The organism is Lysinibacillus sp. G4S2 (assembly GCF_030348505.1).
Lineage (GTDB): Bacteria > Bacillota > Bacilli > Bacillales_A > Planococcaceae > Lysinibacillus.
The window spans coordinates 4,449,630-4,471,883 of record NZ_JAUCFJ010000002.1 but is presented as its reverse complement, the minus strand read 5'-3'; the positions used below and the strand labels follow the sequence as shown (position 1 = coordinate 4,471,883).

23 protein-coding genes and 1 riboswitch are annotated in these 22,254 nt (G+C 34.3%); of the genes, 12 read left to right on the top strand and 11 right to left on the bottom strand.

Annotation, left to right across the window (positions count from 1 at the left end):
- Window positions 1-202: 202 nt before the first annotated feature.
- Both QUF91_RS22820 and QUF91_RS22815 read left to right on the top strand, forming a co-directional pair.
- A complete protein-coding gene (locus tag QUF91_RS22820) occupies window positions 203-340 on the top strand; it encodes a DUF7309 domain-containing protein (protein WP_289419439.1) in 138 nt (45 codons plus the stop codon).
- Window positions 341-478: 138 nt separating this feature from the next.
- A complete protein-coding gene (locus QUF91_RS22815; RefSeq protein WP_289419438.1) occupies window positions 479-874 on the top strand; it encodes a DUF6930 domain-containing protein in 396 nt (131 codons plus the stop codon).
- A gap of 211 nt (window positions 875-1,085) precedes the next feature.
- Here QUF91_RS22815 and QUF91_RS22810 read toward each other — a convergent pair whose 3' ends face one another.
- Window positions 1,086-2,366 carry a Na+/H+ antiporter NhaC family protein gene (locus QUF91_RS22810; protein WP_289419437.1) on the bottom strand — a complete coding sequence of 427 codons (1,281 nt, stop codon included), beginning with the start codon at window positions 2,364-2,366 and terminating at the stop codon, window positions 1,086-1,088.
- Window positions 2,367-2,472: 106 nt separating this feature from the next.
- A riboswitch (SAM riboswitch) is annotated at window positions 2,473-2,580 on the bottom strand.
- Window positions 2,581-2,983: 403 nt separating this feature from the next.
- Here QUF91_RS22810 and QUF91_RS22805 point away from each other — a divergent pair.
- Window positions 2,984-4,117, top strand: a complete 1,134-nt coding sequence (locus QUF91_RS22805; RefSeq protein WP_289419436.1) for a protein NO VEIN domain-containing protein — start codon at window positions 2,984-2,986, stop codon at window positions 4,115-4,117.
- 66 nt (window positions 4,118-4,183) lie between these two features.
- The gene (locus QUF91_RS28210) at window positions 4,184-4,315 is read left to right on the top strand and encodes a DNA/RNA helicase domain-containing protein (protein ID WP_353957858.1); all 132 of its coding nucleotides are present in this window, start codon (window positions 4,184-4,186) and stop codon (window positions 4,313-4,315) included.
- Between the two features lie 251 nt (window positions 4,316-4,566).
- On the opposite strand, the gene QUF91_RS22800 is transcribed toward QUF91_RS28210, so the two are convergent.
- The 7 genes from QUF91_RS22800 to QUF91_RS22775 form a co-directional block, all read right to left on the bottom strand.
- Window positions 4,567-4,716, bottom strand: coding sequence for a hypothetical protein (locus QUF91_RS22800; protein ID WP_289419435.1), 150 nt, complete (start codon window positions 4,714-4,716; stop codon window positions 4,567-4,569).
- Between the two features lie 344 nt (window positions 4,717-5,060).
- A complete protein-coding gene (locus QUF91_RS22795) occupies window positions 5,061-6,128 on the bottom strand; it encodes an IS30 family transposase (RefSeq protein WP_289420036.1) in 1,068 nt (355 codons plus the stop codon).
- A 78-nt stretch (window positions 6,129-6,206) separates the two neighbouring features.
- The gene (locus QUF91_RS22790) at window positions 6,207-6,518 is read right to left on the bottom strand and encodes an SMI1/KNR4 family protein (protein WP_289419434.1); all 312 of its coding nucleotides are present in this window, start codon (window positions 6,516-6,518) and stop codon (window positions 6,207-6,209) included.
- A 395-nt stretch (window positions 6,519-6,913) separates the two neighbouring features.
- The gene (locus QUF91_RS28340) at window positions 6,914-7,099 is read right to left on the bottom strand and encodes a hypothetical protein (protein ID WP_483308107.1); all 186 of its coding nucleotides are present in this window, start codon (window positions 7,097-7,099) and stop codon (window positions 6,914-6,916) included.
- Complete coding sequence (locus QUF91_RS28335) at window positions 7,090-7,425, bottom strand: SMI1/KNR4 family protein (protein ID WP_289419433.1); 336 nt, start codon at window positions 7,423-7,425, stop codon at window positions 7,090-7,092. The genes QUF91_RS28340 and QUF91_RS28335 overlap by 10 nt, the downstream gene beginning before the upstream one ends.
- Window positions 7,426-7,455: 30 nt before the next feature.
- Window positions 7,456-8,022, bottom strand: a complete 567-nt coding sequence (locus QUF91_RS22780; protein WP_289419432.1) for a hypothetical protein — start codon at window positions 8,020-8,022, stop codon at window positions 7,456-7,458.
- A 964-nt stretch (window positions 8,023-8,986) separates the two neighbouring features.
- A complete protein-coding gene (locus tag QUF91_RS22775; RefSeq protein ID WP_289419431.1) occupies window positions 8,987-9,238 on the bottom strand; it encodes a hypothetical protein in 252 nt (83 codons plus the stop codon).
- A 548-nt stretch (window positions 9,239-9,786) separates the two neighbouring features.
- On the opposite strand from QUF91_RS22775, the gene QUF91_RS22770 reads away from it, so the two are divergent.
- From QUF91_RS22770 to QUF91_RS22755, 4 genes are all read left to right on the top strand, one after another.
- On the top strand, window positions 9,787-11,268 hold the full coding sequence (locus QUF91_RS22770) for a DUF7309 domain-containing protein (protein ID WP_289419430.1): 1,482 nt from the start codon (window positions 9,787-9,789) through the stop codon (window positions 11,266-11,268).
- A gap of 286 nt (window positions 11,269-11,554) precedes the next feature.
- Window positions 11,555-12,598 carry a Fic family protein gene (locus QUF91_RS22765; RefSeq protein ID WP_289419429.1) on the top strand — a complete coding sequence of 348 codons (1,044 nt, stop codon included), beginning with the start codon at window positions 11,555-11,557 and terminating at the stop codon, window positions 12,596-12,598.
- Window positions 12,599-12,829: 231 nt separating this feature from the next.
- Window positions 12,830-13,111, top strand: a complete 282-nt coding sequence (locus QUF91_RS22760) for a DNA/RNA helicase domain-containing protein (RefSeq protein ID WP_289419428.1) — start codon at window positions 12,830-12,832, stop codon at window positions 13,109-13,111.
- A gap of 454 nt (window positions 13,112-13,565) precedes the next feature.
- Entirely contained in the window at window positions 13,566-16,649 is a 3,084-nt protein-coding gene (locus QUF91_RS22755) for a SpaA isopeptide-forming pilin-related protein (protein WP_289419427.1), read from the top strand.
- 217 nt (window positions 16,650-16,866) lie between these two features.
- Here the strand turns inward: QUF91_RS22755 and QUF91_RS22750 are convergent, their stop codons facing one another.
- On the bottom strand, window positions 16,867-17,307 hold the full coding sequence (locus QUF91_RS22750) for a cell wall hydrolase (protein WP_285396103.1): 441 nt from the start codon (window positions 17,305-17,307) through the stop codon (window positions 16,867-16,869).
- A gap of 200 nt (window positions 17,308-17,507) precedes the next feature.
- Window positions 17,508-18,059: an ECF transporter S component gene (locus QUF91_RS22745; RefSeq protein ID WP_285396104.1), complete on the bottom strand. Its 552-nt coding sequence runs from the start codon at window positions 18,057-18,059 to the stop codon at window positions 17,508-17,510.
- Window positions 18,060-18,273: 214 nt separating this feature from the next.
- Here QUF91_RS22745 and QUF91_RS22740 point away from each other — a divergent pair, with 214 nt between their 5' ends.
- The 4 genes from QUF91_RS22740 (at window position 18,274) to QUF91_RS22725 (ending at window position 21,248) form a co-directional block, all read left to right on the top strand.
- Window positions 18,274-19,122, top strand: a complete 849-nt coding sequence (locus QUF91_RS22740; RefSeq protein ID WP_289419426.1) for a pyridoxamine kinase — start codon at window positions 18,274-18,276, stop codon at window positions 19,120-19,122.
- A gap of 58 nt (window positions 19,123-19,180) precedes the next feature.
- Window positions 19,181-19,474, top strand: coding sequence for a hypothetical protein (locus QUF91_RS22735; protein WP_289419425.1), 294 nt, complete (start codon window positions 19,181-19,183; stop codon window positions 19,472-19,474).
- A gap of 507 nt (window positions 19,475-19,981) precedes the next feature.
- Complete coding sequence (locus QUF91_RS22730) at window positions 19,982-20,584, top strand: cupin domain-containing protein (protein ID WP_289419424.1); 603 nt, start codon at window positions 19,982-19,984, stop codon at window positions 20,582-20,584.
- A 250-nt stretch (window positions 20,585-20,834) separates the two neighbouring features.
- Window positions 20,835-21,248: a UPF0158 family protein gene (locus tag QUF91_RS22725; protein ID WP_289419423.1), complete on the top strand. Its 414-nt coding sequence runs from the start codon at window positions 20,835-20,837 to the stop codon at window positions 21,246-21,248.
- A 226-nt stretch (window positions 21,249-21,474) separates the two neighbouring features.
- On the opposite strand, the gene QUF91_RS22720 is transcribed toward QUF91_RS22725, so the two are convergent.
- Entirely contained in the window at window positions 21,475-21,741 is a 267-nt protein-coding gene (locus QUF91_RS22720) for a hypothetical protein (protein WP_289419422.1), read from the bottom strand.
- Between the last annotated feature and the right edge of the window lie 513 nt (window positions 21,742-22,254).

The window sequence follows — 22,254 nt, the reverse complement described above, 5'->3', positions numbered from 1 at the left end:
AAGTGGTATTAAAGTACTCATAAAGTCCTCATAAAGTCCTTTAGAAAACCTTATGCCACCAGTAGGTACGTTCAATGTGAATTGGAAATGAAAATTTCAAATTCAACTTTTGTTATTAATTGAACAAAAATTGATAAAAATAAGAGAATTATCCTTGTTTTCTAACAAGGCAAGCATTGAGGTGTGTGACAATTGGTGAGAAATGGATAAAGGGAAGAAGAACTGGATTCAATTCCGTAGCTATCTGGAGGGAACGCATCCTGAAAGACCAAATTATTTAGAGGTAGAGCTATTAATTGATGTTGTAAGTAGAATGATTAATATTACAGAAGCTCGGTAGGATGGCTGGGAATATCCACAGCTAACTGCACATCAATATCCAACGTTTAAAGTACAAATGGATGGTGAGTTACAAGAAATCTATATTTTGCAAATTAATATACCGGAGCTAACGTATGAGTGTTACGAGGAAATTTCGATGTTTGAAAAAGCAAAATATAAGAAAAAGCCTAAAAGCGCGTTACAATTAGAATATGATTTATTTTACATGCCTTTTGGCGTAGAATCGGAACTAACGAGCCGCACTGTTTATCCGATTTCTAGTATGCTTGTTGAACGAGGAAGCAATTTGGTTATTGAATATGAGATGCTCTCTATGCCTAAAACGGCACCAATTGCGCAAGGCGTGTTATGGACATTTTTACAAGGCTTAGAGGTAAGACCAAGTAAAATATTTGTCTCTAAAGAGTTAAGACCGATACTTCAACCACTAGCAAAAATTGTCGGGGTGGAGCTTATAGAGAGTGAACTTCCTTGCATTCGAGAAGTGAGAGAATTTTTGAAAACCATGTCAATGGATTTATTTGAAGAATAGAGAATAACCACACCACACATTTTTGTGACTTTAGAAAAGTTAAACGTGTACGTATTTAAAAAGCTCAATAGGAATGGTCATCTATACTCTACCTATAACCCCATAAAAAAATCCAATCGTTTTGATGAATCTTTTGTCAAAACGATTGGATTATTTCAATGTAAAATCAATATTTTTTAAAGCTACACCCGTCACTTTAAAGTGATGAAATTCAAGCTTTCTTCTGTTTCGGGTATCCAATAAGGATAGCGATAATCCCGCAAATTCCTATCAAAATCGGATAGTAAGAGTATTGAAGGATGCTCACTGGCGATATTCCGGCTACGCTTGCAGCTGCAAGGAATTGGGCTCCATATGGCAGAAGACCTTGGATAGTACAGGAGAAAATATCTAAAATACTTGCGGACTTTCTCGGCTCAATCCCATATTGGTCAGCAATGTTTTTTGCAAGTGGGCCAGCAATTAAAATAGCAATCGTATTATTGGCCGTAGATAAATTTGTTAAGCCCACAAGGCCGGCAATCCCAAATTCAGCACCCTTTTTCGATTTAATTCTTCGTGTTGCAAGGTGAAGTAGGAAGTCAATTCCTCCGTTAAACTTAATAACCTCTACCATTCCAGCTATTAATATCGCAAGAAATGCCATTTCATACATGCCTGACATTCCTTCGCCAATCGTTTGCATAAGGCTCATCAAATGATAGCTACCATCCGCTAAACCAACAGCCCCGGCGAGAACAATGCCCAATGTCAGAACAAGGAAAACATTCATTCCTGCTAACGCTAAAATAATAACCAAAACATAAGGAACAATTTTTACCCAACTATAGCTTAAATGCTCTACTTGTGCCGTTTCACCCATTGTGATAACCCCTAAAATAATGCTCGTTATAATAGCTGCCGGCAACACAATCCAAAAATTCACCTTAAATTTATCCTTCATTTGTGCGCCTTGTGAACGAACGGCAGTAATTGTCGTATCTGAAATAATGGATAAATTATCGCCAAACATCGAACCGCCAACAATCGCTGCCATTACTAAAGCCATGGAAAGTTCGATATGCTCGCTTATTCCAACTCCAATTGGCGCCAGTGCAACAATCGTTCCCACAGATGTACCCATTGATAGGGAGATAAAGCAGGCAATGATGAACAAGCCTACGACAAGTAGGTTTGGCGGAATGACCGATAAAGCAAAATTAACAGTGGAGTCCACTGCCCCCATGCCTTTTGCTACTGCTGAAAAGGCTCCAGCCAAGAGAAAAATAACAACCATCATCATGACATTTAAATTTCCTGCGCCTTTGCAAAAAATATCAACCTTTCGCGAAAACGACTCTTTTCGATTCATCGCCAGAGCCACAGCACCCGAAATGGAAATGGCTACAATGACAGGAAAGGCATAAAAATCACCTGTAATAACCCCTGAACCAATAAATAAAATTAAAAAAACAACAAATGGGATCAGTGCCCATGGATTCTCTTTCTTCATTGTTCAACCTCCAAAAATTAAAATGGATACGTCCTTGTCCATTTTTTTCTAAAAAAAGACCTCTTCTTGAAATAACAAGAAGAGGTCTTATATTTATAAAACACTCCTCTTATCTATCAAGCCATTGCTTGCTGGATTTGGCACAGTAACTTAATTACTAAGTTCCGCTGCCGAGATCTCATAGGGCCAGTCCCTCCATCTCTCTTGATAAGAAGAAAAATATATTATTTTTTTGCACAATAATAAAATATTATAATAAAACATCTATATTTGCAACTTATTTTTAATCAAACTGTATTTCAAAACGACATAAAAGTTCGTTTTCTCAAAAAAGTCAGCTTTAAGACTACCTAAGGTAAAAAAAGAGGAGCTTTAAATTTTTCGTAAAATAGTGTCTATAATCTCTCGTAACTAAAACGAACTGCACGTAATCATCTTGTGAAAATTATATATATTGAGTATAAGAAAATTACTAATTGAGCCTAATTATAAACACGATATTATTTACTATTAATGAACTTTTTGACAATATAATAATCATAAATTATAGTGAAATTACAATATTTAAATAATGTTAAAAATGAAATGGAACGTTTTCTGAAACTAAGGGTGAATATATGGGTAATTTTATTGTAATGCAAAATAAGTCACATAAAGAGGAAATTAGCGGGGGATATATGTGGTCTCCACAAAAGGATAAAAACGGAAATCGAAAGCATGCATATGAACGAATGGCTACAATTAGGACTGGTAATAAAATTTACAGTTGTTACGATCAAGCAATTCGTGCAGTAGGCATAGCACTTTCAGATTGTTATATTGCAGAACAACCTCAAGAGCTTAAGGTGAAAAAACTATGGTCAAATGAGGGATATAGGGTAGATGTAGATTACACAATTTTAGAACAACCAATAATGATAAAAGATGTTTGGGAAGATATGCAATCTGATCGTCCAGAAAAATATTCAGCCTTTAAAGAAAGTGGACAAGGAAATCTGGCTTACTTATTTCCTTGCCCAGAAACTTGGGCTAGCTTGTTTGACAGCTTTATTAACGAAGGTAGCTTAGAACCAGAACCAGAACCAGAACCAGAACCAGAACCAGAACCAGAACCAGAACCAGAACCAGAACCAGAACCAGAACCAGAACCAGAACTAATAGAAGATGGTGAAATTAACGAGGAAATGTTTGCGACTTCTAGTTACGAGCAGGGAGAGTCTAGAGTTAGTAATAAGGTAGCGGGTAGTGCAAATAAACGTGGCCGAGTAGTTAGTCAACAACAGCTACAAAAAGACTTGAAAAAGCGTAAAAAAATCGGTGATATTGCAGAGCAAAAAGTATTTGAATATGTGAAAAAGAAAGTAATAGAAGTATTCGGTGAAAAATATGGAGAACAGGTAGAGCATGTAGCGCAAACACAAGGTGACGGACTAGGATACGATATTACAGCGTTCGATTATTTACAGCCACAGTTTCCTCCAAGACCAATTAAAATTGAAGTAAAGGGTACAACATCAACAAGTACAAGCGCGGTCTATTCAATTTCTTATCCTGAATTAGAAAAATTCATTCAGTATAAAGATGAAATATGGCTAGTGCGTGTATATGGAGTAGGCAAGAATCGAGAGATGAAAATGGAAATAGATAATGATTTTAGTAGTTATAATTCAGTAAGTGATTTATTGACACGTAAGTATGCATATATTCCATCAACAATTGATGTATATGGCACACGAGTGGAGGACAAATAGCGTAGTTTCAACATTAGATTATTTACATAAGAAAGACGGCGGCATTTATTAAATAACCAAGGATAAGTGCAATTCAAAATTCCATTGAACATATCAGATGGGAAATACATCTGGGCAGAAGAAAAATCCACTATAAATGAAGCGGGATCAATCTATAAGCTTCAAGGTTTCGATTTAAACTATGTGAGTGTAATATAGGGCCATCTATAACGTACGATAACCAATCAGATTGTTTAGATATAAAACCTGAGAATTATAAAGATGTAGGGATGCGCTAAGAAATAGATTAGTAGAAGTCCAATCATAAAGTTTGAAAAAGTAATCATATATTTTAATAAGACATATTTAAAAAAGCGCAATAGCTATGGTAGAGACGACCATACACTATTGCGCTTTTTGTGTTCAGAGAATTTCATCATGTTGACAGGTAATACAATAAATTAAACTAATCACCATAACCAATATCTAGCTCCTTGTGCGACGATGAAACGATCCAGCCAAGTTTCAAAATTCATTGATAATCTTTGAATATCTCCAACTTGAACATATATTAGATAGTCGTAGTCCCCATTAGCAACTTTTTCTGAATCAATGAACAAGTAATCACCATATCCTTTATAATATCCAATCATATACCAACTTTTATCATACGCACTTTTATAATAATTAATATCTGTTTCATATTCATTCAAATAATTTACGTAAATTGCAATATCAAGTTAGACACTTTTTTTAATACATCTCATGTCCGTATATTTTCTGTTCCTTTTCACCTTCATGTTTATTGTCTGTCGGTCTGCCAATTGGTTAAAACAGGGTTCTGGCGTAACGGAAAGGGCTTGCCCCTTGAAGTGGAGCCAGGTTCCTGTTAAATTGGCGGAAAGACCGATAGACAATAAACTCCCATTAACCCTAGGGTAAGAGTTGGTTGATTCACGTCTTCTTACGCTGATTCTCTTAATCTCTTTAATTCTTCCTCAAACATCTCATGCGGTGTTTTGAATCCATGTATTCGTCGTGGCAAGTGGTTCATTTTATCTTCTACAGATTGGATGTAAGATCTACTGTAGTTCTCTATGGACGTTCCTTTTGGTAACCATCTACGAATCATTCTATTGTGGTTTTCATTTGTTCCTCGCTCCCATGATGAGTAGGGGTGTGTGAAGTAAATCCCCATCAACTCTTGGCATTTTTCCGCAAGCTCTGAAAACTCACTCCCGTTATCTGCTGTAATGGATTTGAATAGTTTAGGTGCTAACTCCCCAAAATTCTTTAGAATGGTTTCAATCGCATAGTTCACGGAATCCGCATCCTTACCGTCCATTTTGAAAATAAATTCTCGACGCGTTTTCCGTTCGATCAGTGTTAATAAAACATCATCTTCTTTGTCTTTTCTACCGATCACTGAATCGATTTCAAAATGACCAAATTCCTCTCGTGTTTCAATGTGCTGTGGGCGTTTTTCAATACTTTCGCCTAAACATTTTATATTTTTTCTAGCCCTACGTACTGTCTTTGTTTTACGCGATGTCTTGGAAACTAAGTCAGAATTTCTAGTTTTCAACAACCTAAGATCTATATACGCATAAAGAGTTTTTGCGCAAACCATTTCTTCACGACGAAACTTACCATCAAGCAATGTACGACCAACAACAGCGTCTGGAGACCACTCCTTTTCCTTCATTAATTGATCTGCGTATTCTAGAAAAGCCGATACTCGCTTCACCTTCAAAGGGTTACGAGAACGAGCCACATTTCGTTCAGTGATTGCTTGACCCGTTGTAGCGAAGTACTTCGTGGTATAGATTCGTTTACTATTTACTATCCTCACTTGTGTAGTAGTTCCACGCTTGATTTCGTTATATATAGTAGCACGACAAACACCCAATCTACGGGCAATCTCAGCTTTTGATAAATTCCCTTCATCAAGGTAAGCTTCTAACTTTCCACGTTGAATTTCAGTAAGTCTGGGTTTCTTTTGAGTTCCTTTTATGTTAAGCTTTTTTTGCATCAAATCGAAAAATCTCCTTTGTATATTGTTGTGTAGGAACTCCAATAATACACGATTTTTCCGATTTGATGCATTTTTTTATACAGTGTCTAATCTGATTTTACAATTCGCCTTCAAATAATTTAGCATTTCTTTTAAATTGAACAATTCAAAGTAATCCACGCCATCTGAAAATAATTTTCCACCATTACATAATTTTAGAAATGAATGAAAGTCTTTCGGCAAGATGAGATTGGTTTTTAAAGAAAATTCTTTTAATTCCTGATCAGTTACTGGACTGTTCCAATAACATGTAACACTTAAGATTTCTCCATTTTCTCTTTGTAAAGTTATGTTCTTATCTTTTTCTAATCGTCTATTTAATGATGATAAAATCGATTCAATAGTCATTCTGAATCACCTTATTTCAAATAGTTTATCCACTAAGGAGATCCAATCCTCTGTGGAATGAGTAAGGCAAGGGAATTAAATTCCGTGGAACATAACGATGTATAGCTATACGGAAGAAATTCAATAAGAGAAGTGGGATCAATCTATACTGTTCAAGGTTCAGATGTATTTTACTTCCTTTTTATATCTAATAAAGATAATGTACCAAACCCAACTACAGCTATACTTAAGCAAATGGTAGAAAATAGATTTTCGCCTAGTTTGACAATTAGTAGGATAAGACTTGTTATGAACATCAAGGGGATTGCGTATTTCGCTCTAAATTTATCCAATATGAGAACACTCCCTATTCGTATAAAGGTGAAAAGATAAAGTCCTTAGCGTAATTTAGTAATTTACCATAACCAAAATTCAGATCCTTGACTAACAATGAGTCTATCTAACCAAGTTGCAAAGTTCATGTTTAATTTTAAAGCATATTCAACAGGTTCCCCGCCTTGATAACGAATTAAATAATTTTGCTGTCCTTTTTCTATTTGAGAAGAGTCGATAATAATATAGTCTCCATTATCTACAGAAATGGGATACCAATTTTCGGGAACATAGTCGAGGAACTTAAGATATTCTTTATGAATTTCTTCAGACTAAGTAGTTCAAATCCACCACCATATTTAATATCAGAAAAGAGTAATGCTCCATTATGTTTAAGTAGGAATTCTTTATAGTCATTTGGAAGACACCATCCCGTTTTTTCAACAAAACGATCTACATCTTGGATTGAGGCTGGGTTTTTAAACTCAAATTTTACATTGCATAGAAAACCTTCATCTCTTTGAACTACTAATATATTTTCAGAATCTAAACGACTTTTTAAAGCATCTATTGATTTTGTAATAGTATTGTCCAAATACACTCCTCCTTTATTTCCATGTAAATGTTAAATTAACATCTTTTCGATTGCCCTTATTAAATCTTTATAATGAATATAGAAAGTTTTAATTGAAGCAACTATAAAATACGGAGAATCTAGTCTGGTTTTAAATACATAATCGTCATAAATTACATAAACTGATATAACTTGATTTGGTGAGAAGTGATATTTATCAAATAAAATATTCAAATCTTTATAAAGCAAATCTCTTTGTTCGTCAATCGATCTCTCAATTGAAAATTGACCTGCTAAACTGTCCCACCATATTAGAAAGGAATGTCGTATTTTGTTAAATTGTTGTAAGTTTTCTTCATTAGAGTTAAAGAGTTCATGATAATAGAAATTTCCTAGTAAAAAACCGTTTGAAACATCATTATCAATAGTTAGGCAGACTTCATTCCATAATGTTTTAAAGCGATTTTCAAAATCAGATTTAAATAAAGAAGGTGACAACTTGAAATCTGGATATTTAAGTTTGTCAGTTTTTCTAGTTTGATTAAGGAATATATTTTGAATATAAATTAAAAAATTCAAACTTGTAGATGCATCGGTTCTCATTACAAAAGAATTCATTTCGTATCACGTCCAATTTAGTATTGAGAAAACTTTTATAAGGGCGATTCTGCAGAGCAAAAAGATGGTCAAAATATCTTTTTTCTATCACCGAAACGTGCTGCAACTTAATGATTATTAAGCTTAGACTTCTTATTTTTAAAGAATTTCACAATCAAAACGATGATAATTGTCCAACAAGCAAAAAAAACTATTGTAAAAAAAATATCAAGGTAATTCACACTCATCGCTATTACCTCCTTTAAATATGAACGTTATCTTATGCAATTCCTTTACCACCTATGGCTGCAACATAAGCTTTTGTCCCATAAACATAAGCTGCGCCGTCAAACTTGCTAGAGAATTTTTTCTCATTGAAGTTACTAGTCCATGATTCAATCACTTTTTGTGAAAAGGCTGAATGACTAAAGAGAATACAAGTAGAGACGCGATTACTTTAGTTAGACGTCTTTATTCGTTTTTCTCTTTATTTTTTTCGTTTTTTTACTATTGAAAAGTGAATTAAAAAACGCAAAAACAATTACAACCCATATGGAAAAGAAGAAGTTATAACGAAAATTCCAACTGCCATGTCTGAAATAATCCCAGATCGGTAAAGTTATAAATAGTAATATGAAATGAATAATATATATGTGTTTTCTGATAAACTCCATATAAGTCACCTCAAAAATTTAAATGAAAAACTGAATTATACATTTATTAATTTACATATTTATTTTTTTTATTAATAGAACTATTTCAAATAAAAATATAATAAAAAGGACATTTACTCCTAAAATGATAAATACGCTCTGTGTAGCAATATCTAGAATGAAGACTACTGTTAATAAAATTATTATTGCAATAAGTATTTCTAAGTAACCTCTTTTTCTTTCACTCATAAACTCAGCCCCTGATTTCAGAAAAATAAGATCTTACCAAATTATGTTAAAAAATTATTGGAGATTATCTGATTTTAAAATGTTTAATTAATATTGGTATCTTTTTTAAAAACAGATACTAATGCTACAATTAAATATGCTGTAGCTAATGTTTTTGTCCATCCCTTATAATCATTGGGTATATATTTACTGGTGATAAACGCTATTACTACCATTACTATATAAGTTAAAATGCTTTTTAATTTTGTATTTTTTATTGTAATTAAATACATGAATGATCCAGCAAAGAAAACGATAAGGAATAAAATAAATATATTTATTAATACATAACCCAAAGTTTTCACCTTCTTTTACACGATTAAAAAGGATATCAAAGAATAGATACCCTTGATATCGAATCCTCTCACGTGTCTAAGCGTTGAATATATACATACTTCGTTCTACAATTGTTTTCACAATCATTCTCCTTTTTTCTGGTTATGTCAGTACCATACCATTTGCTATAAATGTTTCAAAATCAAGTTTTTCCTTGGAATGAGCAAAAATTGATAAAAGTCAGAAAATTACGTTTTATTTCCAAAAAAATGTGGAATTTTCTTAATTACAATACGGAGCTTTGTTAGAACAATACTTAAGATGTTTTGTACAATTAGTACGGCAATGTATTAAGAGGTGTAACAATTCGGTGTGGAATGGTATTTGAAATGTTGCAGAATGGAGAGGTTGTTAGTAAAGTGAATAAAGAGTGGTTCACTTTGAAGATAGATACAATGTAGAAATATTCAATGAAGAGATGGAGTAAGGGGTAATTCCACTTGTGAAAGCAGAGAAAGTCGTAGCTTCATAAGTATTGCTTTAACAATTAGAAGATGGAGGTTAAGCAATGATGATACAGTTGCATATAGAAAGTAAGAAAAAACCGAAAATTTATCGAAAGTTTTTGTTGCCAGAGAAAAGTAGTTTTGCTTTGCTAGATGAGCTTTTACTACTAAGCTTTGATTTTGATATGTTGGGCTATTCTGATTTTGAAATTGTTAAAAAAGATGGACAAGTTTCTAAAGAAAAGATTCAGTTTTTAACTGAAAATGACACGGATTTGGATACAGAGGATGAATTGGTAGCTGATTGGCTTCGAAAACCTGGTGATGAAGCCATTGCACAAGTTATTGAAACCGATGAATTACTTACTATTCGATTAGAGAGCTCCGTGGATTTACCGATGGACTCTGAAACACCTACATGTATTGCTGGAGCAGGCAATATTCATACAGGTAAAGTAAATAAGATTAATGTGGAAGAAATTAATGAACGGATACGGGAGAATGCGGATATAGAAGGTTTTTTAGATTATCTAGGAAGTATAGAGCCAGATTATCTTTCTTTATTGGAGCTTGCTAATGAGCTGAAAAAATTAAAGCCATGGCAATATTTAAGAGATGATGAAATCGTTGTGATTGACTGCGAAGAAATTGAATACAAAGCACTTGTTTCTGTTATGGGTGCTGGTGGTCAAGATTTTGGATTAATGATTTTTGACATGGAACATGGCTATGGTAGCTTAGCGAAAATTCTTTATGAGAAAAATGTATCGAGCGAAATTGCCTATAGCTTAAATGCTTTAACTGTGAATTTTGTTGATAGAGAAGAGTTAAATCCAGAAGATTATCAGTTAATTAAAGATTGTGGGCTGTCGTATAGAGGGAAGAAGAACTGGATTCAATTCCGTAGCTATCAGGAGGGAACGCATCCTGAAATACCAAACCCTCTAGAGGTAGAGTTTTTAATTAATGCTTTAGGTACGATGATTAATATTATAGAAGCTCGCAAGGTTGGCTGGGAATATCCCGAGGTAGCTGCACATCAATATCCAGTGTTTAAAGTGCAAATGGATGGTGACTTACAAGAAATCTATACTTTGCAAATTCAGACACCAAAGCCAACATATGAGTGCTACGAGGAAATTTCAATGTTTGAAAAAGCACAATATAAGAAAAAGCCTAAAAGCGCGGTACAACTAGAGTATGATGTGTTTTACATGCCTTTTGGCGTAGAATCGGAACTAACGAACCGCACTGTTTATCCGATTATTGGTATGCTTGTTGAACGAGGAAGCAATATGGTAATTGAACACGAACTGTTCCCTATGCCTAAAACGCCACCAATTGCACAAAGTATTTTATGGGCATACTTAAAAAGCTTTGAGATCAGACCAAATAAAATATTTGTCTCTAAAGAGTTAAAGCCGATGCTTCAACCACTAGCAAAAATTATCGGGATAGAACTTGTAGAAAGTGAACTTCCTGGTATTCGAGAAGTGAGAGAATTCATGGAAAACATGCCAGTAGATTTATTTGAAGAAGAGTGAATAACGAGACCACACATTTCTGTGACTTTAGCACAGTTAAATGTGTGGTTTTTATAAATTATCCCTCCATGGAAAACTCCAAGATCATGATGAGCATTCGGAGGAGACAGTGAATATTTGAGTGGTCAATTAATAAATAAACATATTCATTTAGTTGTTAAATGAGTATGTTTATTTTATTGTGAATATATTCGAAAACTATATCATATCATTTAAACATAATCATTATTGTTTAAAATGACTATATTAAATTGCGTAATGAATATAATCGAAAGTGAGGTAAATGATGAGAATATATAATTATGGACAGCTAAAGCAATTGATGATTCCGATGGAGACGGTAAACTTAATTGCGAAAATTAATGAATATAAAGGGAAACAGGAGCTATATAAGCAACAAGCTCCACAAATTTTACATACATTAAAAGATGTGGCTATTATTCAGTCGACAAAGGCATCTAATGTAATTGAAGGAATTGTTATTACAGATCACCGCTTAAAAAGTATCATGGCAAATGATATAAATCTTCAAGATCGTTCTGAAGGGGAAATTGTTGGTTACCGAGATGTTTTGCAATTAATTCATTCTTCATTTGACGCAATTCCAGTGAGAGAAAATGTGATTTTGCAGTTGCATAAAGAAATGTATAAATACATCGGTATTGAAGGTGGACGATGGAAAAATGTTGATAATGTCATTAGTGAGACGTTTTCGGATGGAACAAAACGGATTCGATTTGAGCCAGTATCGGCATTTGAAACGCCGATTGCTATGAAACAATTATGTGAAGAATTGCGTGAAAGAATTTCGAAGTCAGATGTAGAGCCACTTATTTTAATTAGTGTATTTATTTTAGACTTTTTATCCGTGCATCCATTTAATGATGGGAATGACCGTATGGCACGGTTGTTAACGCTATTGTTGTTATATCAATTTGGATTTGAAGTAGGCCGCTATATCAGTCTTGAGAAAATTATTGAGGACTCAAAAGAAGAGTATTATGAGACATTAAGAAAATCCTCCATTGGCTGGCATGAAAATATAAATGATATTTTCCCATGGGTGAATTATTTTTTAGGCACATGTGTAGCAGCATATAAGGATTTAGAAAGTCGTGTTGGAATTATTGAGTCACAAAAGGGAAGTAAGAGCCAACGTATTCATGCATTTATTGAAAAGAAATTAGGCTATTTCACAAAAGCAGATATCCGTAATGCTTGTCCAGATGTGAGTGAAGCAACAATTAATCGTGTATTAAATGAATTGAAAGAACAGAAAATCATTGCACCTGAAGGATTAGGGCGTAATGCGAAGTGGAAGAAGCTATAGCGGTATTACATGCTAGTATAATAAGCAATAGTAAAAATGTTTATAAACAAATAACTTTCATAATGGCGTGTAGACTGGTATCAGGTTAGCACGCCATTTTTTTCATTGGACACTCACAAAAAATAATTGGTTTAAGTCGAGTAGTTTCAGCAGTTGATTTCTACATAAGAAAGACGGGGCATTTATTATATAACGGAAGAAAGGGACAATTACAAAATTCCATAGAACATAATGTATAGCTGGGTAGAACAAAAATCCACTATAAAAGAAGCGGAATCAAACTATACTGTTCAAGGTTTCAATTTAAACTATGTGGGTGTAATAATAAGTCTATTTTATCCGTTTGTATTTTATTTCCTTTTTATATTCAATAAAGATCATACGCCAAAACCGACTACAGCTATACTTAAGCAAATAGTAGATAATAGATTTTCACCTATTTTGATCATTAGTAGGATAAGACTTGTTATGAACATCAACGGGGACACCATGTTTCATTTTAAAATTTTTTAATATAATAACAATAATTATTCTAATAAAATAATTAGTAGCGAAAGCGGATTTCCAACATATTGATAATAAAAAACAGTAAAAAAATACTCGTTGCGAGTATTTTTTTACTGTTTTTATTGTTATTTAAGGATAAATGAAAAAAATGGTGAACTTTTTAAAATTTATGTAGACAAAAAGTCTGGAATCATTTAGTATTTGTTCAGCGGCTTACTTTGTAATGATTATAAAGTAAGATTCATTATTCGAGGAGAGGTGAAAGTAGGGTCTATAGATGCAATTTTGTACCTATACCCTAAAAGAAGTTATTAGAATGTGATTCATTTATGACAAGAAGTGAATTGAAGGATAGAGGTACCAACTTATTGTTTGTGATAACCTTTCCGACATTATGAATGTATGAACGTTGTCAGCAAACACCGATAAGTATCTTTCAGGATTTAGAAAGGAGAAAAACATGAAAAAATTAAACATAGTAGTAATCTTATTACTGATCGTATTACAAACAGTACTATCACCAATCTCAGTGTTTGCAAGTGAAGCGGATGCTAGTATTGGAGTACCTGGAACAACTGAAACAAAAGAAGAACCAGCAGTAAAAGAAAACGGAGCGAATGCCATTGAAGGCGCTGGTGTAAGTGAAGGGGCAGCAGAAAAAAATAACAGCGTTGATTCGCCTCAACAATTAGAAAATCCAAGTGCCCCTAAAGACAACCCAAGTACTCTAACAGAAAATCCAAGTGCTCCTATAGACAACACAAGCACTCAAACAGACAGTCCAAGTGCTCCTATAGATAACTCAAGCACTCAAACAGACAGCCCCAATGCTCCTACAGACAAGTCAAGTACTCTTGCAGAAGAATCTAAAACTGTCGGAGAGGATAGTAACGCAGTAAAACCCGAACAAACTCAAACAAATACACCTCCAGTAGGAAAAGCACGAGAACTAAGCCATACAGGCTTCCTTGATAGTGTGAAAATTGCAAAAACAGATTTATCATACGGTGAACAAACAGGTGTCCATGTAACATTTAGTGAAAAGCCTGACGTCAAATTAAATACGGGCGATACAATTACGATGACATTGCCACATGAATTAAAAGGCTTCAATACGACTATTAAACTAGAAGATTACGGTTCGTGTGATGTGACTAATGGACAAGTTGTATGTACGTTCAATAGCAAAGTAGAGGAACGTGAAAAAATTACAGGCTTCTTTAATTTCTCTATTTTAGGAACGAATGTTGAAGCTGGAATTACAAAAACGGTTCATACGAACTTTGGAACAGATTTAACTGAGCAAGCTGTAACAATTACTCATCCAAATGGTAGCTCTACGCCAGGAGTTTTCTTCTATAAATCTGGAGATATTATTCCTGAAAAAGCTGATGAAGTTCGCTGGTTCCTAAACTTCAACTTAAAGCTAGAACAACTTGATAGTGATATCGTTTTACACGATTATTCAAAAGGCGGTCAACAAATAAAGAAAGATAGTTTCAATATCCAAACAAGTGGCCAATTAGGTAAACATCAATTCACACCTGAAGCGTTTGAAAGCAATGGGTATGGATATGTGAAGTTTACGAGTGATAATACATTCGATGTAGTGATTAAAAAAGAATTTGCAAGCTTATCATCGTTCACTGTAAGTTATAATACGACGATTACAGCTGAAGGGGTAAATGAAAAATATCTGAAGAATGAATATGATTTGACATACAAAGTTAACAACCAAGATGAAGTACATGAGAAAAATGTAGAACAAGTAAAAAACATTTCAGCTAATGGTTGGGCTGAGGGAATTTTACCAGAAAAAGGTACATTAAGAATACTGAAACATATAGATGGCAATAAAGAACAAGTCATTCCAGGTGTTCAATTTAAAGTTTTCAAATCAGATGGTCAACAAATTGGTGATCTATATACAACCGATGCCAAAGGAATTGTCGAAGTACCAAACTTAAAAACTGGTGAGTACTATGTACAAGAAATATCAGCACCTGAATATGTAACATTTGACGCAAATAAGAAAATTCCATTTACAATAGATGCTAGCGCTACAAATGGTGTTGAATTACCAATTGGTAACAGTTTGAAAAAAACTTCGATTGAAGGAACGAAAACTTGGAACAATGATCGTGAGCAAGATCGTCCTACAGACATCAAAGTAGATTTACTAAAAGACGATAAGGTTATTGCTACAAAAGTAGTAACAGCTGAAAATGGATGGAAATATAGCTTCGAAAACTTAGACCAATACACAGTAGATGGTAAAGAAATCAAATATGCTGTGAAAGAGCAACCAGTAGCGGGATATGAGTCTAAAGTTGAAGGTTATAATATTGTAAATACAAAAATTCTTAAAGGATCAATTGTTTTAACGAAAATAAATGCTGATACGAAAGACAAATTAGCGGGCGTTGAATTTACGTTAATTGACAATGAAGGCAAAGTCATTGCAGAAAAATTAGTAACTGATAAAGATGGTCAAATTAAAGTAGATAACTTACGTCCGGGTAAATATGCGTTTGTGGAAACAAAAGCATTATTTGGCTATAAACCTTTACATGAAAAAATGGAATTTACAATTGAAAACGATCAAAAAGAAGATGTTCAAGTAACAGTAGAAAATTCCTATAACAAGACAACGGTAGTGTTGACAAAACATGCTAAAGACGAGCAAGGCCCAGTATTACCTAATGCAGAATTCAAACTTATTAATCAAAAAGGCGAAGTAATTGTATTAAAATTAGTAACAGATAAGGACGGTCAAATTAAAGTAGATAACCTAAGTCCAGGTAAATATGCGTTTGTGGAAACACAAGCACCAAAAGGTTATCAGCTTGATGCCAAACCAATCGACTTTGAAGTTAGTTTGGTAGACAAAGAATCTGTTATTCAGTTAAAAGCATTTAATCAAGCTGAACCAACTGAAAAACCGACAACACCAGAAAAACCGGTGGGACCGAGTGAAAAACCGACAACACCAGAAAAACCGGTGGGACCGAGTGAAAAACCGACAACACCAGAAAAACCGGTGGGACCAAGTGAAAAACCGACAACACCAGAAAAACCGGTAGAACCAAGTGAAAAACCAAAGCCTCAAGAAAAACCAGAAAAGCCAGTAGAGAGTGAAAAAACATATGAACCCAAATATGAGGGTAAAGTAGTAGAGGAACCAAAGCCTCAAGAGAAATCAGAAACATCGGTGGAACAGAGTGAAAAACCGAAAGACTCAAAAAATGAGAGTACTGTAGTGGAAGAACCAAAGACTCAAGCGAAAACAGAAACATCGATGGAACAGAGTAAAAAACTAAATGACTCAAAAAATGTAAGTAATGCAGTAGAAATGTCATCAAAAGAGCAAGCTAACAACGTTGCTCAAAATCAAAAAGTTGACAAAAAGGATCAAAGTACGCCAAATCAAGCTGAACGCTTACCTCAAACAGGGGAAAGTAATACAACTTTATACCAAGTACTTGGTTTGATTTTAGTAGCTCTAGCATACTTGTTATTCCGACGTAATAGAAAAGAAATTTAAAATATAATCCCCCTGTTTTTTTACGAACAGGGGGATTTTTATATCCAAATAATGGTTTAGTATAAAGACTTTTTTGAATTAAGTACGTTCAATGTAAATATATACATACAAAAAAATAACTGTTAGCTTGGCAGAGTTACATCGAATAAATAGTATCGGTTATAAGTACCTGCGACTAAAAATGTTGTATTCGCAGCACCAAAATGCAAAATAGCTCCTATCCTGTATAAACACCATCACATGTATCAGGTGCTGGTTCATAGAAGCAATGATTTTTAAATTGACCAGCAAAAGGTTGACCGTACCATGTTGGAGGACATGGGGCATATGGATTGAAGTACCAAAGTGCATATTTCGCTGGGTGTTGCCTCCAATAATCCAAATTCAGTTTGGCTAATCTTTTTTCAGAAGATCTCGCCCTTTGGTAAAACATATTCCCTTTTTGTACAGCTTCAAAAGAATAATTTCCTCCTTGTACCTGATAAATGACATCTTCTACTGTTCTTAAATCTTTAAAGTCTAAACAATTTGCTACAAGACGATTCACAATGACATTGCCAACATATAACATTCCTTGATTTCCTTCACCTTCAGCTTCTGCTCTCATCATCCTTGCCATTAAGTCAACGTCAGCATCTCGGTATTTTGCTCTTGGCATTTTTTCACCTCCAACATATAGTATGAAAAAAAGCTTATATTATTGTCATTTGATCATTTGGAAAAAGTGACAATCTATAAGAAAAATCTAAGAATAGTCGTTTTCTATATCGAGGGTATAGAGCGGATTTTAGAAAATAATAAAAACACGTCATCTATGCTGTAAGGAAAACAGCAAGATGGCGTGTTAATTTTGTAGTATTAAAAATTCTTTTTGAAGTACGGTGTTTTTTTCAGCACGATACATACTGGAATTGCGAGAAGTAAACCGACAACGTTTTGGATGACGTCTCCTGGAATGGATGCCATAGGTGCAATCCAGCTTTTGAACATAATCGCTTGCCCGATATAGTATACTGCCATCATCACAGGCATTGAAACGACAGCTGCTAAAATGTTTAAGCCAACGTTGTCGCCTTTATGACCTTTAGACCAAGCGATTTTCCCAACGATGGCACCTTGTAATGCGCGGGAGATAATTGTAGTTGGCGCCCAAATTAACCAACCACCTGTGATATCGAATAAACCCATCCCGATTGCTCCGGCAAGTGCCCCTTTTTTAGGACCAAATAAAATCGCTGAGATGAAAAGCATGGTTGTCCCTAAGTGAATAAGCCCGCCTTGGCCGAATGGTAGCTTAAAATTGATGAACGATGTTGCAACGAAAACAAGTGCTGCTAGAATGGATGTTATCACTAAATCAAATGTTTTCGTGCGTGATCTTGTATAAGTTTGACCTTGTATATTTTGCATCTGTATCTTCCTCACTAAGATGAAATTTTTGATAATTTTAACTTTAACAAAGGACTGACTATGGTAAAAGTGTCAATTTGATAAAATTATTAAAGGTCAGATTGTTTTTCTGTGATTTTTCATTTCTTGAATTTAAGCGGAGTGCATTTTCGCATCTTTTTAATTGTGATAGGATGAAGAGAGTCTAAGCAGGATTAGTTAGGTGGAGAGTATGATGAAGAAAGTTGCTGTAATTCAGGATATGTCATCCTTTGGGAAGTGCTCGTTAACGGCTGCGATTCCTGTGCTGTCAGTGATGGGGGTTCAGGCGGTGCCATTGCCAACTGCGATTTTAACGGCGCAAACAGGATATCCGAGCTTTTATTGTGAGGATTTAACGTCAAAAATGGATTACTTTGTGGATGAGTGGAGCAAGCTTGATACTACCTTTGATGGTATTCATACGGGTTTTGTGACAGGAAAAGAACAAATCGATAATATATTTCGGTTTTTAAACGTGTTTCACTCGAGTGAAACGACGCTGCTTGTCGATCCGGTGATGGGCGATTTAGGTGAAGTATATAAACTGTATACAGGCGAGTTGCTTGATCGTATGAAGGAGCTAGTGAAGTGTGCGGATATTATTACGCCAAATATTACAGAATGCTGCTTGCTTACAGGTTTGTCGTATGAGAAACTAGAGAGCTATCAGGTCGATTCAGATTATTTTCAGGCGCTAGAGGAAGCGGGCCATCAGCTACAGCAGGCAACAGGTGCGAACGTCATTATTACCGGTTTGAATCCGCCGCCAGCTGATGCGAACAAGCGTTATGTAGGCAATATGTATGTCGATGCAGATCGTTCATTTTATAGCGTCCGCGATTATAACGGCGAGAGCTATTCAGGCACTGGTGATTTGTTTGCATCAGTTATTATGGGTGGCATGATGCGTGGGCAGGATTTAGTTGAGTCGATGAAGCTTGCAGAGGCGTTTTTAGCCGCTTCAATTGAAGCTACTTCAAAGGATCAAATTCCACGCGAAGCAGGCGTGAATTTTGAAAAGTTTTTACGAATGCTACTTTAGAAATCTCGGACTGCTTTGAAAAGGAAATACTTTAAATCATAAATAGAGGAGGTGGATAATGGATTCAATTAGATATTACGTAGTGCAAGTAGATGATCGCTATTACCAGGGGGAAATTGACCTTCTTACATTTACGGATGATGAAGAACAGGCCTTTGCGTTTACGGATATTGCGACTGCAAACCAGTTGGCTAATGAGATCAATGGAATCGTCCTGACAAGAGAAGTCAGTTATAAGGAGCTAGAAGATCTTTCAGCACAATATCTGGTTGAGTACGAAGCATTGCCAAAAGAAGAGCGTGACACTATAGAAGCATTTTGTAGGGAGCTCAGTATAGGAATGTATGAATAAATGCCGAATCGAATCTTTTCGGTTCTTTTTTATGTAGTTTGCATCTGAACTTAAGATTGAAGCCTGTAGCCACCATTGATGGTTGTGGGCATTTTTCCCCATTTATCATGATTTTTATTTATTTAAAGGTCAGTCTAGAGGAGTCCTATTCTTTTGGAGTTGATTGTATTTGGCTAATTGGTCTATCATATAGGAAACATGCTTTTATATGGTAGCAATATTTTTGTCAATCTCACTATACCAAAGATTGAGATCAATGAAGCCGAATAGTACTTATTTTTTTACAAAAGCTGAGTAATTATATTAATTAAAAATAAGAACACGTACAACATAAACTAAAAGTCTATTTTCAATGCTTTCAACCTGTCATTTCTATGAGCTAATAAAGATATGGATATATTACTCTTTACTCTTTCATTTTAAGAATTTAAGTATAGTCTACACGCGAACTATGCTTTTAATTGCTAGTGTAAAGCATAAATATAATGTATGAATGGGGGATATGGTGTGAAAGTTTATAGTCTTTACAGTGATAATAAGCATAAAATAAATAAGTTAGTTGAAAGTAAGAATAAAAATATAAGAATTATTGAATTTAGTTTATTGAAGGGAAGTAATGAGATCCCACCACATTTTCATCCGTATGGTGAGGATTGTGCATATGTATTAAAAGGTGAACTAACATATTATATCGATACACATTCAACTGTTAATTTAGATAAAGGGAATTTGGCTGTTGGATGGACCAATCTCATACATGGATATAAGAATATGTCGGATTCTAGTGTATATTTTCTAGTTTTTGCAACACCTGAAGATAATTTAACAGTTTATCCTGAAGGAAACGATCTTGATATAAAACATATTCCTTTAAACAGAAGAGTCTATAATTGTTTGGATAATGATATTTGTATAGCGTCCCCGCTATCCAGTTTTAAGACTCTTGTAGTTGACGGTATATATCAAGAGTTGGAAGAAAAAGGTGTTTTTAAGTCCTTTTTAGATTTAGAAGAGAATATATTGTATACTTTTGAAAATGAAAAAGTTGAGTTGAAAACTGATAAGCCAAAAAAATTCCTGAAATTCTCTTGTAAGGATGCTTTACTTTAATTTTATCCTAGATTATTCTTTAACATATACAAAATCCCACAGAAAAACTGACCTGGTGCAACCAATCTTTTCGGTTCTTTTTTATGCGGTTTTTGACCAAACTTAAGCATTCTAACCCTCTAAATCATGGCACTTTCTCAATTTGTTCAATGAAATAGTAAACAGCTCGTAGCCACCATTGATGGTTGCGGGCATTTTTTGTATTATTAAATGTGAATTGTGCGTGTAGCACTTATATGAGGTGAGAAAATTGAACCTACTAGATGAACTTGCGGATGTATTTTTAGATGGAAATATTGATGAAATGTCGTATGTGTTAAACTGTCGAACGCGTGAAGTTCTTTTGGATGCGCCGGAAGCTTTAACTGGCGAGCCTGAAATTGATTGGGATGATGATGAGCTGACTGCGGATTTAGTGATGGTTCCAAGCGTTTCAACGCCTGAAATGTATGATGTCATGGTCAGCTTTGCTAAAAAGCAACCAGATTCGATGAAGATTCTTTTAATCGATGTACTTAACGGAAATAAGCCTTTTCGTTCTTTTAAAGACAAAATTTATGAACTAGGCATCGAAAATCATTGGTACGAATTTGAGCAGGATTATGCTAAGGGCAGAATGGCGGAGTGGCTAGAAGAGTTTTGCAAAATTGAAGTATCTAAGTAATAGACTTGAGCAGAAGAAAAATCCACTATAAAAGAGGAGGGATTAATCTATATTGTTCAGGCTTGAGATTAAATAATATCAGGATCATCTATAACATATGATATTCAATTAGATTGTTTAGTTATAAAACCTGAAAATTGTTTATCTATTCAATCGTTAATTAACACACTAAATGGTTAATTAAATAAGACATGAAAATGACCACTCCATGCCGGGTGGTCATTTGTTATGAAGGATTTTTTATTAATTTCGTTTTTATGAACGAGAAAAAATACATTATTTTATTTGTAATCCAAAGAGCTACTAGCACAAAAACGGCTGCGATAGAATATTGCACAAATGGTGATATTTCAGATAGTGGGTAAGGATTTGCTACTGGATTATATATTCCAGGTTTTGTAATTGACAACCAAACATATATGATTCCACGTTCTGCAATTATAAGAGATAAAACAATCATAATAAAATAGATTATTAATTTTATGATCTTCATTTTTAACTCCTTTAGATTTATGAATTATTTTGCAATAAATAGGCTCATCACCATAACATGTGGTTGATTTCCGTTCCGACTGGGAGCTTTCTTAGGAGCGTCCCCCAAGGAGTCGCCCAGCCTCCAATCCAATTAACCTATAAACGGCATACGGTTTAACAAATGTCTTCCACAACTTTTGGTGATGAGCCAATTAATAGTTTTATTGAAAAAACTGAGTATATCTAAATCTGAGGAATAACTGTATTCGACAACTATATATTGTTTAATTAATTACTCTCTTTGTAAAATTCTATAACTGCTTGAAATGAGGTGGGAAAAGGTTTTAAGTCTAAATCAATTCTCCTTTACTTTTTGTTATGTGAATACAATACCACTTGCTATAAAAGTTTCAAAATCAAGTTTTTCAGAAAATCGTGCAAATTTTGATAAAAAACATAAATTTCTAAAAATGTTAATCCTGAAAGTTGTTTAGCATACTGAACGAGATGTTTGAGAGGGAATTTATAGAGC

What these genes read in the sequence shown, in the direction of transcription:
- QUF91_RS22820 (WP_289419439.1), top strand. Translation starts at nt 203, where the DNA reads ATGGATAAAGGGAAGAAGAACTGGATTCAATTCCGTAGCTATCTGGAG.
- QUF91_RS22815 (WP_289419438.1), top strand. Translation starts at nt 479, where the DNA reads ATGTTTGAAAAAGCAAAATATAAGAAAAAGCCTAAAAGCGCGTTACAA.
- QUF91_RS22810 (WP_289419437.1), bottom strand. Translation starts at nt 2,366, where the DNA reads ATGAAGAAAGAGAATCCATGGGCACTGATCCCATTTGTTGTTTTTTTA.
- QUF91_RS22805 (WP_289419436.1), top strand. Translation starts at nt 2,984, where the DNA reads ATGGGTAATTTTATTGTAATGCAAAATAAGTCACATAAAGAGGAAATT.
- QUF91_RS22795 (WP_289420036.1), bottom strand. Translation starts at nt 6,128, where the DNA reads ATGCAAAAAAAGCTTAACATAAAAGGAACTCAAAAGAAACCCAGACTT.
- QUF91_RS22790 (WP_289419434.1), bottom strand. Translation starts at nt 6,518, where the DNA reads ATGACTATTGAATCGATTTTATCATCATTAAATAGACGATTAGAAAAA.
- QUF91_RS22780 (WP_289419432.1), bottom strand. Translation starts at nt 8,022, where the DNA reads ATGAATTCTTTTGTAATGAGAACCGATGCATCTACAAGTTTGAATTTT.
- QUF91_RS22770 (WP_289419430.1), top strand. Translation starts at nt 9,787, where the DNA reads ATGATGATACAGTTGCATATAGAAAGTAAGAAAAAACCGAAAATTTAT.
- QUF91_RS22765 (WP_289419429.1), top strand. Translation starts at nt 11,555, where the DNA reads ATGAGAATATATAATTATGGACAGCTAAAGCAATTGATGATTCCGATG.
- QUF91_RS22760 (WP_289419428.1), top strand. Translation starts at nt 12,830, where the DNA reads ATGTATAGCTGGGTAGAACAAAAATCCACTATAAAAGAAGCGGAATCA.
- QUF91_RS22755 (WP_289419427.1), top strand. Translation starts at nt 13,566, where the DNA reads ATGAAAAAATTAAACATAGTAGTAATCTTATTACTGATCGTATTACAA.
- QUF91_RS22750 (WP_285396103.1), bottom strand. Translation starts at nt 17,307, where the DNA reads ATGCCAAGAGCAAAATACCGAGATGCTGACGTTGACTTAATGGCAAGG.
- QUF91_RS22745 (WP_285396104.1), bottom strand. Translation starts at nt 18,059, where the DNA reads ATGCAAAATATACAAGGTCAAACTTATACAAGATCACGCACGAAAACA.
- QUF91_RS22740 (WP_289419426.1), top strand. Translation starts at nt 18,274, where the DNA reads ATGAAGAAAGTTGCTGTAATTCAGGATATGTCATCCTTTGGGAAGTGC.
- QUF91_RS22735 (WP_289419425.1), top strand. Translation starts at nt 19,181, where the DNA reads ATGGATTCAATTAGATATTACGTAGTGCAAGTAGATGATCGCTATTAC.
- QUF91_RS22720 (WP_289419422.1), bottom strand. Translation starts at nt 21,741, where the DNA reads ATGAAGATCATAAAATTAATAATCTATTTTATTATGATTGTTTTATCT.